General features: G+C 71.6%; 13 protein-coding genes and 1 pseudogene. 10 read left to right on the top strand and 4 right to left on the bottom strand.

Features of this window, described 5'->3' with window-relative positions:
- Positions 1 to 6: 6 nt before the first annotated feature.
- The 3 genes from I2W78_RS38915 (at position 7) to I2W78_RS38905 (ending at position 2,367) form a co-directional block, all read left to right on the top strand.
- Entirely contained in the window at positions 7 to 1,185 is a 1,179-nt protein-coding gene (locus I2W78_RS38915; protein WP_307784049.1) for a PP2C family protein-serine/threonine phosphatase, read from the top strand.
- A gap of 32 nt (positions 1,186 to 1,217) precedes the next feature.
- Positions 1,218 to 1,706 carry an MSMEG_6728 family protein gene (locus I2W78_RS38910; RefSeq protein ID WP_196465474.1) on the top strand — a complete coding sequence of 163 codons (489 nt, stop codon included), beginning with the start codon at positions 1,218 to 1,220 and terminating at the stop codon, positions 1,704 to 1,706.
- A gap of 163 nt (positions 1,707 to 1,869) precedes the next feature.
- Positions 1,870 to 2,367, top strand: coding sequence for a flavin reductase family protein (locus I2W78_RS38905; RefSeq protein WP_196465473.1), 498 nt, complete (start codon positions 1,870 to 1,872; stop codon positions 2,365 to 2,367).
- Between the two features lie 306 nt (positions 2,368 to 2,673).
- Here the strand turns inward: I2W78_RS38905 and I2W78_RS38900 are convergent, their stop codons facing one another.
- A complete protein-coding gene (locus I2W78_RS38900) occupies positions 2,674 to 3,609 on the bottom strand; it encodes a LysR family transcriptional regulator (protein ID WP_196465472.1) in 936 nt (311 codons plus the stop codon).
- Between the two features lie 16 nt (positions 3,610 to 3,625).
- Here I2W78_RS38900 and I2W78_RS41800 point away from each other — a divergent pair.
- The 6 genes and pseudogenes from I2W78_RS41800 to I2W78_RS38870 form a co-directional block, all read left to right on the top strand.
- A pseudogene (locus I2W78_RS41800) lies at positions 3,626 to 4,024 on the top strand (DUF6817 domain-containing protein); the annotation flags it as partial.
- A 303-nt stretch (positions 4,025 to 4,327) separates the two neighbouring features.
- Positions 4,328 to 5,257 (top strand): ketopantoate reductase family protein, encoded by a 930-nt coding sequence (locus I2W78_RS38890; RefSeq protein ID WP_196465590.1) that lies wholly within the window; start codon positions 4,328 to 4,330, stop codon positions 5,255 to 5,257.
- A 290-nt stretch (positions 5,258 to 5,547) separates the two neighbouring features.
- Positions 5,548 to 7,023, top strand: coding sequence for a glucose-6-phosphate dehydrogenase (zwf, locus tag I2W78_RS38885; RefSeq protein ID WP_196465471.1), 1,476 nt, complete (start codon positions 5,548 to 5,550; stop codon positions 7,021 to 7,023).
- A gap of 3 nt (positions 7,024 to 7,026) precedes the next feature.
- A complete protein-coding gene (locus tag I2W78_RS38880; RefSeq protein WP_196465470.1) occupies positions 7,027 to 7,773 on the top strand; it encodes an HAD family hydrolase in 747 nt (248 codons plus the stop codon).
- Positions 7,770 to 10,157 (top strand): glycoside hydrolase family 65 protein, encoded by a 2,388-nt coding sequence (locus I2W78_RS38875; RefSeq protein WP_196465469.1) that lies wholly within the window; start codon positions 7,770 to 7,772, stop codon positions 10,155 to 10,157. The genes I2W78_RS38880 and I2W78_RS38875 overlap by 4 nt, the downstream gene beginning before the upstream one ends.
- 146 nt (positions 10,158 to 10,303) lie before the next feature.
- Complete coding sequence (locus I2W78_RS38870) at positions 10,304 to 11,437, top strand: AI-2E family transporter (protein ID WP_196465468.1); 1,134 nt, start codon at positions 10,304 to 10,306, stop codon at positions 11,435 to 11,437.
- 397 nt (positions 11,438 to 11,834) lie between these two features.
- Here I2W78_RS38870 and I2W78_RS38865 read toward each other — a convergent pair whose 3' ends face one another.
- Positions 11,835 to 12,260, bottom strand: coding sequence for a RidA family protein (locus I2W78_RS38865; protein ID WP_196465467.1), 426 nt, complete (start codon positions 12,258 to 12,260; stop codon positions 11,835 to 11,837).
- Positions 12,261 to 12,451: 191 nt separating this feature from the next.
- Here I2W78_RS38865 and I2W78_RS38860 point away from each other — a divergent pair, with 191 nt between their 5' ends.
- Entirely contained in the window at positions 12,452 to 13,273 is an 822-nt protein-coding gene (locus I2W78_RS38860) for a lipase family protein (protein ID WP_196465466.1), read from the top strand.
- A 23-nt stretch (positions 13,274 to 13,296) separates the two neighbouring features.
- On the opposite strand, the gene I2W78_RS38855 is transcribed toward I2W78_RS38860, so the two are convergent.
- On the bottom strand, positions 13,297 to 14,247 hold the full coding sequence (locus I2W78_RS38855) for a hypothetical protein (RefSeq protein ID WP_196465465.1): 951 nt from the start codon (positions 14,245 to 14,247) through the stop codon (positions 13,297 to 13,299).
- Between the two features lie 4 nt (positions 14,248 to 14,251).
- A complete protein-coding gene (locus I2W78_RS38850; RefSeq protein WP_196465464.1) occupies positions 14,252 to 14,653 on the bottom strand; it encodes a hypothetical protein in 402 nt (133 codons plus the stop codon).
- Positions 14,654 to 14,741 lie beyond the last annotated feature (88 nt).

The raw sequence follows: 14,741 nt of genomic DNA, 5'->3' as shown, positions 1-14,741 counted from the left end.
CGCGCCGTGTCCGTCCGCAACCTGCTCGCCGCGCTGCGGCCCCCGTCCGTGCGCCGGGGGTGGGTGTGGTGGTTGCCGCTGATCGCGGTGGCCCTCGACGTGCTCGCGGAAGTGCTCGTCCGGGGCCGTGAGCCGGTGAGCTTCATGCTCGTCGCCGTCCCGCCGCTGGCCGCTGCGACACGCGGCCCACGGGGCACGGCGCTGTCGGCCGTGGTCTGCCTGGGCCTGCAGATGTGGATGGCAGCCCGCCGCCCCGGCCACTTCGACGAGCAGCACCACATCGCCATGTACATCGCCACGTTCCTCATCGGCATCGCCGGCGTCGCACTGTCCTGGCAGCGGGAGCGGACCCGGCAACACCTCATCCGGGCGAACTCGGTCGCCGAAGCCATGCAGCGGGCCCTGCTACGGCCCGTACCGCGCCGCCTCGGCCCCGTGCACGCCGCCGGGTTCTACGAGGCCGGAGAGGGCGGGACGCTCGTCGGCGGGGACTTGTACGACGTGTGCGAGACGCCCTTCGGCGTACGTGCGATCATCGGCGACGTCCGCGGCAAGGGCCTGGGCGCGGTCCAGACGGTCGCGGCGGTACTGGGCAGTTTCCGGGTGTCGGCCCATGAGTGGCGGAGCCTCAGCAGTCTGGCCGACCGGCTGGAACTCAGCATCGCCCGCAACAGCCCCGCCGCCGACGAAGGCGACCCCGAGTTGTTCGTCACCGCCCTGGTCCTGGAATTCCCGCCGGACGCCAACGAGGTGCGCATCGTCGACCGCGGCCACCCCTCGCCGCTGGTGATCGGCCCTCAGGGCGCCCGACGGTTGATCACCGCGCCGGGATTGCCCCTGGGTCTGGGCAAACTGGCGGCGGACGGCGACGACACGACCGTGCACCCGCTCGGGCCCGGGGAGGTTCTCGTCGTGTACACGGACGGAGTGAGCGAGGCCCGCGACGCCGACGGCGTCTTCTACCCGGTCCTGGAGCGGCTCACCGAACGGTTCCGCGGTGAGCAGCCACCGCGCCCCGACGCCGTCGTGTCGTTCGTCCGGACCGACTCGGAACGCTGGTCCGCGCGATCCGACAACGACGATCGGGCGGTCCTCGCGCTCTCCCTGAACGGTACGCCGCCGCACCGATGTGCCGGCTCCACCGCCACAGCCCGCACCGGAAGGCCTGCCGCCCCAGGGCACTAGTTCCTCCCCCACCGCACGTCAGGACAGCGATCATGCAGACGTTCCTGCCCGATCCGGACTTCCGGCGCTCCGCCCTGCTGCTCGACCGCCGCCGTCTGGGCAAGCAGCGCGTCGAGGCGCTGCAAATTCTGCGGGGGCTGACCGTGCCGGGCTACGGCTGGCGCCGGCACCCGGCCGTGCGCATGTGGAGCGGGTACGAGGAGGCACTTGTCCGGTACGGGCTGGAGGTCTGCCGGGTATGGCGTGAGCAGGGGCACCAGGACAGCTGTGCGGCCTCCCTGGTCGCCGGATTCGGCGCGTGCCGTCCGGGTGCTCGCGTGCGCGGTCAGTCCGCTCTCGCGGCCGCCGGGGAACTGCCGCCCTGGCTCGGCGACGAGGCCTTCCACCGCAGTCACCGCTCCGCACTCGTACGCAAGGACCCGGAGGCGTACGCGGCCGCCTTCCCGGGCGTGCCCGACGACCTGCCCTACGTCTGGCCACGGTCCGACCGGGACGGCGGTGAGGAGCCCCTCTGCCCGTGACCGGCTGGGGGTTCGGCTGGTGCCCGGCACCACCGCACCGTGCTGACAGACCCACCGGCTCCGGAGAGGTACCTCCCATCCCATGGCATACGGGCCGATGACGTGGTGAGGTGATGCCGTGGCTCGGCCGACCGCGGCGGGAGAGAACAGGAGGAGCGCAGGCATGGCGGACATGGACGCCTTCACCGGCCGACTCGATCCCGACATGTGCGTGGTGACGGCCGCGTCGGGCGGGGAACGCGCCGGGTGCCTGGTCGGGTTCGCCTCACAGTGCTCCCTGCGGCCCGTGCGGTTCGTGGTGTGGCTGTCCGAGGCCAACCAGACCTTCCGGGTGGCGCGCTCGGCGCGGTTCCTGGCCGTCCATCTGCTGGCCCGGGAACAGCTGGGACTGGCCGAGCTCTTCGGCGGGCGGACCGGCGACGACGGGGTCGACAAGTTCCGGGACGTCCGTTGGCGACAGGGATACGGCGGCGCCGTCGTCCTTCAGGACAGCGAGGCGTACTTCGTCGGCCGGGTCGTGGGGCACGCCGGCGGCAGCGACCACATCGGGTTCATCCTCGACCCGGTCGAGTGGGGCGCGCGGGAGGGCTCCGGCGAACCGCTGCTACGGCTCAGCGACGCCCGCCGCATCGAGCCCGGCCATCCTGTGGAGCGGACGTAGCCGCCCGCCGCGGCACGTACCCCGACCTGCAGCATGCGACTCAGCACGCCGTCGCGGTGCGAACGCGAGGATCGCAACCTGTGGCGCGACGGGGCGGCTGGACGTGAGGAACTGCGGTAGCAACGTGAGACAGATGCCGGGAATCAATGTGAGGGGTATGACCGCGGCCACGAAGCCGAGTATTTGATGCCACCGCACACAACGAGCCTATGCCAGGCAGCGCGAAGCGAGGTCGGCGTCGAACCGCCCTATGACGCACCGGCGTTGTGAGTGGTGGCCCAGCCCGTCGAGTAGAGCCGGTCGGCGTCAGGTCGTTGTCCGGACGTCGTCGGTGCCGGACGCCGAGAGGTGGGGCTGTTGCCCGCAGTGCTGGGCGACGGTGTCGGCGAACGCGCGGGCCAGCGGGGAGAGGGTGTCCCAGCGGCGGACCGCCCATCCGGCGGTGAGGACAGGGAGCGCGGGGATGGGGACCAGGCGCAGGTCCGGGTGCCCGGGCCCCTGCCAGTCGGGCAAGGCGGGGACGACGGCGTGTCCGAGTCCCAGTTCGGCCAGCAGGATCGCGGTGTCCCAGTCGGCGACGCTGGTGTCGAAGACCGGCCGTATCCCCGATTCCGTGAGCCAGGAGTCGAGTTGGGAACGGGAGATCGAGTTCTCCGGCAGCCCGATGAGCCGGGCGTTCTGCAGGTCGGCCGGTTCGATGAAGGGTCTGGCCGCAAAGGGGTCACCGGCCGCGACGGCGAGCGCCCAGGGCAGTTCGACGACCGTGCGCTGCTCGATGCCCTGGACCGGGGAGCCGAGGGTGATCCAGGCGAGGTCGACGCGGCCGGCGGCGAGTGCGTCGGAGCAACTACGACTTGACGTCTCGGTCTGGAATTCGAGACTGGCCTGAGGGAAGCGTCGGCGGAAGTCGACGACGGCGGCGGACATGAAGTGCCGGACGGTGGTGGCGCCGGTGGTGATCCGTACGGAGCCTCCTTCTCCGCGGGCCAGTTCCTCGATTCTGCGCAGCGCGTGGTCGATTCCGCCCAGGCCGTCGGCGACCGCGGCCTGGAGGAGGTGCCCTGCCTGGGTGGGCACAACTCCTCGTGAGTGCCGCTCGATCAGGCTGATGCCCAGTTCCCGCTCAAGCCGTTTCACATGCTGGCTGACCGCGGACTGCGTGCAGGACAGATCGCGGGCAACGGCGCTCAAGGAGCCCGCGTGGCACACCGCGGCGAAGATGCGGAGATCGTCAAGAGTCACATCTCCAAGGTAATGCTTGGGTGTTCCCCAGCGAATCAGTGGATTGACTTGGATATGGGGAGGGTTGATCATCCTTGCAGGGCCCAGGGCGGCAACCCGCCCGCTGCCTTCGCGGCGATCCGGACGCATTGGCGAGGGCACGGCGGGTGCCGACCCGGAACGGACCGAAAGGAATAACCACTTGTCCAGTCCGACAGGCGCCACCACCCAGGCCGTCTCGCTGCTACGCCGACTCGGCGCAGCCGAGATCGACCACCCCGGAGGCACCCTTCTCGCCCACCTGGAACGCGTCCAGCAGCAGCTCGCCACGTGGGGCGCACGCCCCGCCCTCCAGCTCGCCGGACTGTGCCACGCCTGCTACGGAACCGACGGATTCCCCACCGCCCTGCTGCCCCTCGCCAGCCGAGAGGAGCTGGCCGCGGTGATCGGCCCGGAGGCCGAAGCCCTGGTGTACTTCTACGGCAGCTGTGACCGCGGCGCCTCCTACCCCGCCCTGGCCGATCCGAACGCTGCCTTCCGCGACCGCTTCACGAGCCGCACGTTCACCCCGGATCGTGCCCTGCTGCGCGACTTCGCCGAACTGTCCGCCGCCAACGAACTCGACATCGCACGCCTCGACCCCACCTTCCGCGAGCAGTGGGGCCCCGACCTCCTCGCCCTGTTCACCCGTCTGCGTCCACTGCTGAGCGCACCCGCCTGGGCTGCCTGTCAGGCCGTACTGGCCACCTCACCCAGTACCGAGGACACCGCCGCCGGCCGGCGATGGACGGTGGCGGTGCTCGGTCCCGGGGGCATCGGCGGCCTGCTGGGCGCACTGCTGTCCCGAGCCGGACATCAAGTGATCTGCGTGGCGGGCGAGACGACGGCACGCGCCCTGCGTGAGGAGGGCCTGCGTGTGCGCAGCGCGCAGTTCGGGGACTTCACGGCGTCCGTGGAGGCGGACACCGAGCTGCGTGAACCGGTCGATCTGTGCCTGGTCACGGTCAAGCACACCAGCCTGAACGCGGCGCTGGAGCGGATCCCGCCGAGGATGGTCGAGGACGGTCTGGTCGTGCCGCTGCTCAACGGCATCGAGCATCCGGACGCGTTGCGCCGGTACTTCGGCCCGCAGCGGGTCGCGCCGGGCGTCATCCGGGTCGAGTCGACCCGCGTCGCGCCGGGCACCGTCGAACACGGCAGCCCGTTCACCGAGATCGATCTGGCCGGGCCGGCGGACCGGCTCGCCGCGCCGGCCGCCTTGCTCCGGGCCGCCGGAGTGCGCACCCGAGTGGCCGAGGACGAGACCACGGTGCTCTGGGCCAAGCTGGCCTTCCTCGCGCCGTTCGCTCTGCTCACCACCCGGTACGGGATCACCATCGGCCGCGTTCGGACCGAACGCCGCGCGGAACTGACCGCGCTGGTCGAGGAGGCCGCCGCTGTCAGCCAGGCCTGCGGCGCACCCGCGGACCCCGCCAAGGCCCTGGCGCTCTACGACGCGTTCCCGGCTGACGCCAAGTCGTCCATGCAGCGCGACGCCGAGGCGGGCCGCCCTCTGGAGCTCGACGCCATCGGCGGGGCGCTGCTGCGATCCGCCGGTCGGCACGGCATCGATGTCCCGACAGCGACACGGCTGGTGGCCGAACTGGCTGCCGGCGTGGGACCCGACTGACGCGTGGACCGGCGAGGCGCCGCGCTACCCGTACAGCCCCCGGCCCATCCGCGCATTCCGACGTCGGCCCCCTCTCCGGCGTCGAGCGCGCTCCCCAAGCCGCTCGGCGGCGCATGACCAGGCGTGTCATCAAGTGGATCAGCGAAACCCGCGGCATGCCACGCACGGACCTGCCACGGTCGGCTCATGCCACCGGCCCCCACCTGGAGCACGCCCGCTCAGCCGACGCTCGCCGTCGCCACTACGGTGCCCTTAGGACCCTGGGTCACCCGAGGACGGGGAAGCAGACCATGGCCACTGACGACCGGCACGACGTCACCCTCTCCGGCGCCCCGAAAGGCCGGCTCCCCGACGATCACGTCATCGTCATCTGCGGAGCGACCGGCGACCTGGCGCGGCGCAAGCTGCTGCCCGGTCTGTTCCATCTGGCCAAGGCCGGACTGCTGCCCAGGCGGTACCGCATCATCGGCTCGGCACCCGCCGCCGACGCCCTCGGCGACGAGGAGTTCCGCGAGCATGCCCGGCAGGCCGTCGCCCGGTTCGGCCGGGCGGCGCCCGAGGGACCCCCGTGGCAGGCGTTCGAACAGGCGCTGTCGTTCGGGGCCGCCGACCCCGGGGACCCGGGCCCGCTCCTGGCCGCCGTGCGCGAGGCCGAGCGCGCCGTCGGCGGCAGTCCTCGGCGGCTGTTCCATCTGGCTGTACCGCCGGTGGCCTTCGGCTCGGTCGTCGAGATGCTCGGCGCGACAGGGCTGGCCGAGGACGGCCGAGTGATCGTGGAGAAACCCTTCGGCACAGACCTCGCCTCGGCCCGCGCCCTCAACGACACCCTCCATGCCGTCTTCGACGAGTCCCGCGTCTTCCGCATCGACCACTTCCTCGGCAAGGAGTCCGTCGACAACATCCTGGCGCTGCGCTTCGCCAACGGGATGTTCGAGCCGGTGTGGAACCGCGAGCACATCAGCCATGTCCAGATCGACGTACCGGAGAGCATCGACATCCAGGGCCGCGCCCGGTTCTTCGAGGGCACCGGCACCTTCCGGGACATGATCGTCACCCATCTCTTCCAGCTGCTCGGCTTCGTGGCGATGGAGCCTCCGCCGACGCTCGACGCGCGATCCCTGCGGGAGGAGAAGAGCAAGGTCTTCCGCAGTCTGCGGCCCGTGGACCCGGCGCATGTGGTGCGCGGCCAGTACGAGGGGTACCGCGACGAGCCCGGTGTCGCCCCCACGTCCGACACCGAGACCTTCGCCGCGCTCCGGGTCGAGATCGACAACTGGCGCTGGGCCGGGGTGCCCTTCCACCTCCGCTCCGGCAAGGCGCTGGCCGAGGGACGTCACATGGTCACCCTCACGTTCCGGCGGCCGCCCCTGCGCATGTTCCCGGCGGCCGCCCACGACAGCGCGACGGCCCGCTGCGACACGCTCGCCATCGACTTCGACGACCCCGGCCGGATCACCGTGCGCTTCCTGGCCAAGGAACCCGGCCCCGACCTGCGGCTCAGCACGGCCGAGCTGACCTTCGACTATGCGGGCTCCTTCACCCAGGACCATGCCCTGGAGGCCTACGAGCACCTCATCCTGGAGGCCATGCTGGGCGATCAGTCCCTGTTCACCAGCGCCGACGGCATCAATCGCCTGTGGGAAATCTCCGAGCCCCTGCTGAAGGACCCGCCGCCGGTCGAGCCGTATCCCAAGGGTTCCTGGGGGCCGGAGAGCATCCAGCGGCTCGTACGGCCCCACCACTGGTATCTGCCGGACGGACGGTGAGTCATGCTGGGCCTTCCCGATCACATCCGTGCCTGTCTGTTCGACCTCGACGGCGTCCTGACGCAGACCGCGAAGGTCCACGCCGCCGCCTGGAAGGAGACGTTCGACGCCTACCTGCGGCAGCGCGCCGAACGGGAGGGCGACACCTTCGTGCCCTTCGACGCCGTCAAGGACTACGACGACTATGTCGACGGACGCCCCCGCGAGGACGGGGTACGCACCTTTCTCGCCTCGCGCGGCATCGAACTGCCCGACGGCTCACCCGACGACGGGCCGGACCAGGAGACCGTGCAGGGCGTGGGCAACCGCAAGAACCAGCTGGTGCTCCGCATGATCCGTGAGCAGGGCGTGGAGCCGTACGAGGGCTCGGTGGCCTTCGTGCGGGCGGCCCGGGACGCCGGTCTGCGGCGCGCCGTCGTCTCCTCCAGCGCCAACTGTCGTGACGTGCTGGTCGCGGCCGGTATCGAGGGCCTGTTCGAAGGACGCGTGGACGGCATCACCACGCGCGAGCAGGGCCTGCACGGCAAGCCCGCGCCCGACACCTATCTCGCCGGGGCCCGTCTCCTCGGCGTCGATCCCGGTGCGGCGGCGGTGTTCGAGGACGCCCTGGCCGGTGTGGAGGCAGGGCGTGCCGGAAACTTCGGTGTCGTCGTGGGCGTCGACCGGGTCGGCCAGGCGGCCGAGCTGCGCCGGCACGGGGCGGACCTCGTCGTGACCGACCTCGCCCAGCTGCTGGAGGAAGCACGGTGATCACCCACCCGTCCTTCGCCTGTGAGTCCTGGTGCCTGCGCGAGACCGAGCTGAGCCTCGACGTCCTCGCCCAGAGCGAGTCCGTGTTCGCCCTGGCCAACGGGCACATCGGCTGGCGCGGCAACCTCGACGAGGGCGAACCGCACGGGCTGCCCGGCGCCTACCTCAACGGGGTCCACGAGGTCCATCCGCTGCCGTACGCCGAGGCGGGCTACGGCTACCCGGAGTCCGGCCAGACCGCCGTCAACATCACCGACGGCAAGATCATCCGGCTGCTGGTCGACGACGAGCCGTTCGACCTGCGCTACGGCGAACTCGTCGCCCATGAGCGGGTGCTGGACTTCCGCACCGGTGTGCTGAGCAGGACCGTTGAGTGGATCAGCCCGGCCGGGACCGGGGTCCGGGTGGTATCGCGCCGCCTGGTGTCCTTCACCCAGCGGGCGATCGCCGCCGTGGAGTACGTGGTGGAGCCGCTCGACACCCCGGTCACCGTGGCCGTCCAGTCGGAGCTGGTCGCCAACGAGCAGCTTCCGCGTACTTCGGGCGATCCCCGGGTCTCCGCCGTGATCGACGCACCGCTGCGCGCGGAGGAGGACTTCGCGCAGGGCACCCGGCTGCGCCTGCTGCACTGCACCGGCCGCAGCGTCCAGCGGGTGGGTGCCGCCGCCGACCATCTCGTCGAGGGGCCCGACGGCACGTCCTGGTCGGCCGAGAGCGAACCCGACGTCAGCCGCCTCACCGTCACCGCCGCCCTGGCACCCGGCCGACGGCTGAGGCTGGTCAAGTTCGTGGCGTACGGCTGGTCGGCGCAGCGGTCGCTGCCGGCCGTCCGGGACCAGGTGGAGGGCGCGGTCGCCGCCGCCCGCAGTTCCGGGTGGGAGGGCCTGCTCGCCGAACAGCGGGCCTACCTCGACGACTTCTGGTCCCGGGCGGACGTCGAGGTGGACGGTGACGAGGAGATCCAGCAGGCCGTCCGCTTCGCCCTGTTCCATGTGCTGCAGGCGGCAGCTCGGGCCGAGCGGCGCGCCGTACCGGCCAAGGGCCTGACGGGCACCGGCTATGACGGACACGCGTTCTGGGACTCGGAGTCGTTCGTCCTGCCCGTCCTCACCTTCACGGCCCCGCACAGCGTCGCCTCGGCCCTGCGCTGGCGGCAGGAGAGCCTGCCGGCGGCGCTGGAGCGGGCCCGCCAGCTCGGTCTGTCCGGGGCGGCCTTCCCCTGGCGGACCATCAGCGGCGCGGAGTGCTCCGCCTACTGGCCCGCCGGCACGGCCGCCTTCCATGTCAACGCGGACATCGCCGACGCGGTGGTGCGGTATGTGTCCGCCACGGGCGACGAACTGTTCGAGCGAGGTCCGGGTCTGGAGCTCCTGGTGCACACCGCCCGGCTGTGGCACTCGCTGGGCTGCCGGGACGCCGAGGGCGTCTTCCACATCGACGGGATCACCGGACCGGACGAGTACAGCGCCATCGCCCGCGACAACCTCTACACCAACGTGATGGCCCGGCGGAACCTGAGGGCGGCCGCGGCCTGCGTGCTGCGATACCCCGATGAGGCGGCAGAGCTGGGAGTTTCGGCCGATGAGGCGTCCGCCTGGCAGGACACCGCGGCCCGCATGGCCGTGCCGTACAACGACCGGCTCGGCGTGCACGAGCAGGCGGCGGGCTTCACCACCCTTGAGCAGTGGGACTTCGAGGCGACGGCACCGGAGCAGTACCCGCTGCTGCTGCACTTCCCGTACTTCGACCTGTACCGCAAGCAGGTGGTCAAGCAGGCCGACCTCGTCCTGGCCATGCTGACCTGCCCCGACGCCTTCACCGACGAGGAGAAGGCCCGGAACTTCGCCTACTACGAGGCCCTCACCGTCCGGGACTCCTCCCTTTCCGCCTGCTGCCAGTCCGTCCTCGCCGCCGAGACCGGACATCTCCGGCTCGCCTGGGACTACCTGGGCGAGGCCGCTCTGATGGACCTGCAGGACCTGGAGCACAACACCCGCGACGGGCTGCACATCGCCTCCCTCGCGGGCACGTGGATCGCGCTGGTGCTGGGACTGGGCGGCATGCGCCAGTACGGCGGCGACGGCGAGTCGCTGGTGGGGTTCGCGCCCCGCCTCCCCGAGCAGCTGGCCGGGCTCGCTTTCACCGTGCTGATCCGGGGCCGCAGGCTGCGGGTCGAGATCCGCGCCGACACGGCACGCTACGTCCTTGTGGAGGGCGAGCCTCTGGACCTCCGCCACCACGGCGAACCGTTCACCGTCACGCCGGGCGAACCGGCCGAGCACTCCATCCCGCCCGCACCCTCACGACCGGAGCCTCGGCAGCCACGTGGGCGCGAACCCGCGCGACGTGAACCGGCCGGGCCCGGCGTCGTTCGTCGCCCCTGAGTACCGGCCGCGGACGACATCCGTAGGACGACGTGACCGGCGCCGAGTACGCGCTGAACCAGCCTGCCCAACCGTCCGCACATGCCTTCGAGGGAATCCGGGGCCGCCCGTGTGGCCCTGTGGTCGGTGAGTGGTACGAGCATGAGATGTCCACGCCGCCGGATCCGCCCGCATCACCGCTCGGACGCCTGAGCGGCGCGGAACCCCGTGTGCCGCGCGTGCTGCGGACCGCGGCGGCGTACGCATGGCGGATCCTTGCCGTCGGCGTTGTCGTCCAGGCCTCGTTCTCCGTGTTGGGGCAGTTTCATCGCATCGCCGTGGCCGTCTTCCTCGGCCTCGTCGTCACCGCCCTGCTCCGGCCCGTGGCGGAACTCTTCGCCCGTGTCATGCCACGGCCGCTCGCTGTCGCGGCCGCACTCGTCGGCGGCATCGTCCTCATCCTCGGGGTGCTGACCCTGATCGGCGAAACCGTGGCAGATCAGCGGACCGGGCTGGAACGGGAGTTCGTAGCGGGGATCGACCGGATCGAGCGTCGGCTGGAGGAACCACCGTTCCGGCTTGCCCCAGGTGTGTTCGACGACCTGCAGTCCCGGATCGGCGAGGCCCTGTCGAGCCACCGCTCCACCATCATCAGTACGGCGCTCAGCGGAGCGAGTCGACTGCTCGAAGTGCTGACCGTCCTCGCCCTGGCGCTGTTCTGCGCCGTGTTCTTCACGCACTCCGGCGACCGGCAGTGGCGGTGGGTGTGCGACCAGCTCCCCGCCGCGGCCCGGGACCGCTTCACGGTCGCGGGCGGGGCCGCCTGGCGGACCTTCACCGGTTACACGCACGGCATCCTGCTCGTGGCCGTGACCAACGCGGTCCTCGTGGGCATCGCCCTGTTCGCCCTGGGCGTGCCGCTCGCCGTGCCGTTGGCGCTGCTGGAGTTCTTCGCCGCCTTCATCCCGTTGATCGGCTCGCCGATCGCCCTCGCGGTCGCGGCGGTCGTCGCGCTGGCGTCGAAGGGGCCGTTGATCGCCCTGGTGGTCGTGGCCCTGATCGTGGTCATCGGACAGATCGAGGGGCACCTCCTGCACCCGCTCGTGATGAGCTGGGCGGTCCGGCTGCACCCGGTGGTGGTCGCACTGTCGGTCGTCGGGGGCGCGGTCGCGGCGGGGGTGATCGGCGCGGTGGTGGCCGTACCGCTGGTCGCCGTGGTGTGGTCGGTGTACCAGGCGCTGCTGGAGCGTAGGGGTGCCCCGGAGGGGCTCGGGTCGCGAGGGAGCAACGGCGGCCCGTAGGGCCTGTCTGACAATTCCCGTCGTCCGCCCGAAGGGCGGGCCGGGCGGCGTCAAGGGGGTCCCCCACGCGAGGTCGTTCGAGCGTGGGGGCGCGTGCGATCGCAAGGCGCCGGAGCCGCCCGCGATGGGGGTGCCCCCGGGCGAGCCGGGCGAAGCTCGGTCCGAGCGTGCGGGAGGATCACGTGGGCGCTCCGGCAACGCGGCATGGGGGTCCTCCCGCTCGAGCGAAGCCGAGAGTGGGGGGAGTGCGTGCCAGGCGTCGCCCGGCAGCCGGGAATTGTCGGACGGGCCCCGAGGCCTGACGATTGGATCGTGTCGGCGTTGCGGGGCCGTCGCTCTGCGGATGGTCGATCGGGCGAAGCTCCCCGGGCGGCAGGGGTCAAGTGCCGGGCGAGGCCTACTCCGCGGTGTGGTCTTCGGGGCGCACCGCCACCGCGTCGATTTCGAAGAGCATCCCGGGCAGTGCCAGCGCGGCCACGCCACTCAGCGTCTGCGCGGGCAGCCGCTCCCCGAACGCCGCGTGCAGCGCCTTGCCGAGGACCTCCAGCTTGGCGAGGTCGTGGTCGACGACGTACGAGCCGAGCCGGACCACGTGCTCGAAGCCGAGCCCGACGCCTTCGAGGGCGCGTCGCAGGTTGGTCAGAGACAGCTCGACCTGTGCGGCGAAGTCCCCGGGCACGGGCGCTCCCGTCTCCGGGTGGGAGGCGTACTGGCCCGCGATGAAGACGAGTTCGCCGGGGGCGGAGACGGCGTGGCTGTAGCCGAAGGGGGTGGGGTCGTGCAGCGTGGCCGGGTTGGTGATGGTGCGCTGGTCGTTTGTCACTGCGCGGGTTCCTTTCCGGTGGGCTTCGGGTCGGGCGGTCACCATGCGAACACGCCGCGCGGGCCGGACCATTCCAGCGACACGACGGGCGCGGAAGAATGAAACAGGCACGCGTCACAGAAGCAGATGGATGCGAGAGCGGTACCACGGGGTGACCGAAGCCGTCGACCGAGAAGGGGCCCAGTCATCCCATGTCCGCACCGTCGACCATCGACCACCACGCCCGCGGATACAGCGTCCGACTCGCCTACTGGATGGCTCAGGCAGCCGCCCTCGCCTACCAGGACGAAGCCGCCGTCGAGCAGACCGCCCGCCAGTGGGGCTTCGACGAAGTACGCCACCACCACACCCGGTTCACCCCGCCGTTCCCCCTGGAAGACACCCAGGCGTACACCATCGCCAGCGACCACATGATCATCACCGGGTTCCGCGGCACGGAACCGGCACAGATCCGCGACTGGCTCTCCGACGCCACCACCCCGCCCTGGCCCGGCCCCGGCAACACCGGCTACATCCACTACGGTTTCGGCGAGGCCCTGGACTCCGTCTTCCCCTCCGTGCGCGACGCGCTCGCGGAGCTGCGCAGCAACGGGCAGACGGTGTGGTTCACCGGTCACAGCCTCGGCGGGGCGCTCGCCATGCTCGCCGGCTGTCGGCTGTATCTGGAGGAGCCCCGGCTGCAGGCGGACGGCATCTACACCTACGGCCAGCCCCGCACCTGTGACCGGCTGCTCGCCGCCGCCTGCAACAAGGGCTTCAAGGACCGGCTGCACCGCTTCGTCAACAACAACGACATCGTCCCCCAACTACCGCCCGAGCCCGCCTACACCCACGTCGAGACCCTGCGCTACATCGACTCCTCCGGCAGGATCCGCAGTTCCATGCCCCTGCTGGGCGCCCTGGCCGACCGGGCCAAGGGACTGACCGCGGACGCGCTCGCGCCCGCCGGCGACGGCATCCGCGACCACACCATCAAGCAGTACGTCACGGCACTGCAGAAGAACCTGACCTGACACGGAGTCGGACGCCGCCGCCGTCACTGCGGAAGCGGCAGACGCAGGTCCGGTGTCGGGGGTGTGCCCTCGGCGAGATAGGCCGTCAGTGCGGTGCCCGTCTCCCTGGTGAGCGGGCCGCCGCGCCCCATGCCCAGTTGCAGGGCGAGGTCACGGCAGTGCAGCCGGGTGGCGGCCTCGACCAGCGTGGCGTACGCGTCGGTCGCGGCGCGGAAGCGCACCCAGCCCGTGGCTGTCACCACGAGGGGGATGAGGGTGCCCGGCCACCACACGGCGGCGACGCAGACGTACAGCAGGCCCCAGCCGGTCAGGGTGGCGGCCCGGGCCATCGCTTCCCGGGCGGCGGTGACCTCGGCCCGGGTGGGGTCGGGGACGTGCAGCCACAGGTGCGGCCAGACGACGGTGACGTCGACGCCGAGGTTCTCGCGCAGCCGGGACTCCACGCCGCGCAGCCGGTCACCGGTCCAGGTGGGCCGGTCGGGCCGGTCGTCGGCGACCCGGTGCAGCCGGTGGCGGGCGACGGCCACCTCCAGTGCGGCCGCGTCGGGATCGGCACCGTCCAGGTGCTGTGCTGCCCTGGCCCGTCCGACCCGGTCGCGCCAGCGGTCGTAGCGGCCCCGGCGGCGCGCGATCCGTCGTCGCACGAGCCGGTGCGTGGGGACGGGCCAGCCCGGCCAGTCGGCGGCCAGCCAGAGGCGTTCCAGGAGGGAGCCCAGCGCCTGGGCGACCACTCCGCAGGCCGCGGCGGCGAGCAGGAACGCCAGGAGCAGGACGAGCAGGTTCGCGGTGGAACCGGTCAGGGTGCCGGTTCGGCGGTCGAGCCGGCCGGGCAGTGCGGCGATGACGTACCAGTGGCCGTGCCCGAGGCTCGCTCCGGCGAGCAGTACGGCCAGGAACAGGGCGCCGGGCAGCACCAGGAGGGACAACCAGCGTTCGGCGAGCCGTTTGCCGAGTTCGGCCAGCAGTCCGTTCACCGTGTCACACGCTCTTCAGCAGCAGGGGGGTGCCGTCGAGGTCGCAGGTGGGCGGTCCGTCCGACGCCGTCTCGGGCCAGTGGTAGCGGGTGCATCGGCGATGGGGACAGAGATAGACCTTCATCGGGCGGTCGGCGGCGCTGAAACCCGCGAGCCGGGCCCCCGTACCGCGCGTTCGTCCGTACAGGCCGCGCGGGTCGCCGTCGGCCTGGATGTGCTCGTGCAGCAGGCGCACCGCGTCGTCGACGTCGCCGTCGTCCCGTACGGCCGCCAGCAGCCGGTCCACGGGGCCGTCGTCCCCGCTCGCCCCTCGGCGCAGTTCGTCGCGGATGTCGTCCAGATGGGTGAAGAAGTGGGCCAGGGCCTCGGCCGTGCGCCTGGCCTGCCAGGGGGGTCGGTCGGTCATACGTCTCTCCGGTGGCGGTGCGACCTGCTCGTGCGGCGCGATGCGTGATGGTCGGCGGAAACCGCACAGTGACGAGATCGGGGACGGT

Origin of the sequence: Streptomyces spinoverrucosus (assembly GCF_015712165.1) — a bacterium.
Classification (GTDB): domain Bacteria; phylum Actinomycetota; class Actinomycetes; order Streptomycetales; family Streptomycetaceae; genus Streptomyces; species Streptomyces spinoverrucosus_A.
The sequence above is the reverse complement of the archived record's forward strand: the minus strand, read 5'-3'. Positions and strand labels throughout refer to the sequence as shown.